Source organism: Kitasatospora sp. NEAU-69, from assembly GCF_057158765.1.
This window is the reverse complement of sequence record NZ_JBWXUE010000086.1, coordinates 1-1,530: the sequence shown is the minus strand read 5'-3', so window position 1 is coordinate 1,530 and position 1,530 is coordinate 1. Positions and strand designations below refer to the sequence as shown.

General features: G+C 70.0%; 3 protein-coding genes. All 3 read right to left on the bottom strand.

Features of this window, described 5'->3' with window-relative positions:
* Positions 1–2: 2 nt before the first annotated feature.
* The gene (locus tag AC060L_RS37295) at positions 3–584 is read right to left on the bottom strand and encodes a GTP-binding protein (protein WP_110673255.1); all 582 of its coding nucleotides are present in this window, start codon (positions 582–584) and stop codon (positions 3–5) included.
* Positions 565–990, bottom strand: a complete 426-nt coding sequence (locus AC060L_RS37290) for a DUF742 domain-containing protein (protein ID WP_483803426.1) — start codon at positions 988–990, stop codon at positions 565–567. The genes AC060L_RS37295 and AC060L_RS37290 overlap by 20 nt, the downstream gene beginning before the upstream one ends.
* A gap of 102 nt (positions 991–1,092) precedes the next feature.
* Positions 1,093–1,506, bottom strand: coding sequence for a roadblock/LC7 domain-containing protein (locus tag AC060L_RS37285; protein WP_035797811.1), 414 nt, complete (start codon positions 1,504–1,506; stop codon positions 1,093–1,095).
* Positions 1,507–1,530 lie beyond the last annotated feature (24 nt).

Genomic DNA, 1,530 nt, shown 5'->3' with positions numbered 1-1,530 from the left:
GATCAGCGCAGGCGGGCGAGGAGGGCGTGTTCGACGAGGGTGATGAGGGCGCTTTTGGCGCTGTCTCGTCGGCGGGCGTCGAGGGTGATGATGGGGGTGTCGGGTCCGAGTTGGAGTGCTTCGCGGACTTCGTCGGGGGTGTGGGGCTGGTGTCCGTCGAAGCCGTTGAGGGCGACGACGAAGGGGAGCCCGCTGTTCTCGAAGTAGTCGAGGGCGGGGAAGCAGTCGGCGAGGCGGCGGGTGTCGACGAGGACGACGGCGCCGATGGCGCCGCGGACGAGGTCGTCCCACATGAACCAGAAGCGGTCCTGGCCGGGGGTGCCGAAGAGGTAGAGGATGAGGTCTTCGTCGAGGGTGATTCGGCCGAAGTCCATGGCGACCGTGGTGGTGGTCTTGCCGGCGGTGTGGGTGAGGTCGTCGATGCCGGCGGAGGCCGAGGTCATGACGGCTTCGGTGCGCAGCGGGTTGATCTCGGAGACGGCGCCGACGAGGGTGGTCTTGCCCACGCCGAAGCCGCCGGCGACGACGATCTTCGCGGAGGTGGTGGCGCGGGTGGCCGCGGGGCTAGAGCTTGCGAAGTCCACTGAGGACCCTTTCGAGCAGCGTGACGTCCGGCGTTCCGCCCGACTCGCCGGCGGCGGCGGGCTGGTGGATGGCGACCAGGCCGGCTTCGGCGAGGTCGGCCACGAGGATCCGCGCCACCCCCAGCGGCACCCCGGCCAGGGCCGAGATCTCGGCGACCGACTTGACCTCCTGGCACAGCGCGACGATCCGCTGGTGCTCGGGCAGCAGGCCGCCGGTGCGGCCGGCCGACGCGGTGGTCGAGATCAGGGCCTCGATGGCGAGCTGGTACCGCGGACGGGTGCGGCCACCGGTCATGGCGTAGGGGCGCACCAGCGGCTGCTGCTCGTAGCCACCGTTGTTCTGGTCGCCGTAACCGGAGCCGTACCCGTTGCCGTACGAGCCGGCCGGTGTCGGGGGCGGGGTCATGCGGATCCTCCTAGCGCTGCGGCTGAAGATGCGTCAGCTGTCGGGGGTTGACCGCCGGGCCCGTGTGTGGGCGGGCCCGGCGGAGAGTGACGTGAAGGCCTGTCAGTGCAGGAGGCTGCCTTGGAGTTCGGCGCGCAGGGCGGGGGTGAGGACGGCTCCGGCGCGGTCGACGAGGAGGGCCATTTCGTAGCCGACCAGGCCGATGTCGGAGTCGGGGGAGGCGAGGACGGCGAGGGAGGAGCCGTCGCTGACTGCCATGAGGAAGAGGAAGCCTCGTTCCATTTCGACGACGGTCTGGTTGACGTCGCCGCCCTCGAAGATCCGGCTGGCGCCGGAGGTGAGCGAGGTGAGGCCGGAGGCGACGGCGGCGAGCTGGTCGGCGCGGTCGCGGGGGAAGCCTTCGGACATGGCGAGCAGGAGCCCGTCGGCGGAGACCACCACTGTGTGGGACACCCCTGGGGTGTTGTCCACGAAATTGGTGATCAGCCAGTTCAGGTTCTGTGCGGCCTGGCTCATCTGACTCAACTCAACGCTCCTGGT

What these genes read in the sequence shown, in the direction of transcription:
- AC060L_RS37290 (WP_483803426.1), bottom strand. Translation starts at nt 990, where the DNA reads ATGACCCCGCCCCCGACACCGGCCGGCTCGTACGGCAACGGGTACGGC.
- AC060L_RS37285 (WP_035797811.1), bottom strand. Translation starts at nt 1,506, where the DNA reads ATGAGCCAGGCCGCACAGAACCTGAACTGGCTGATCACCAATTTCGTG.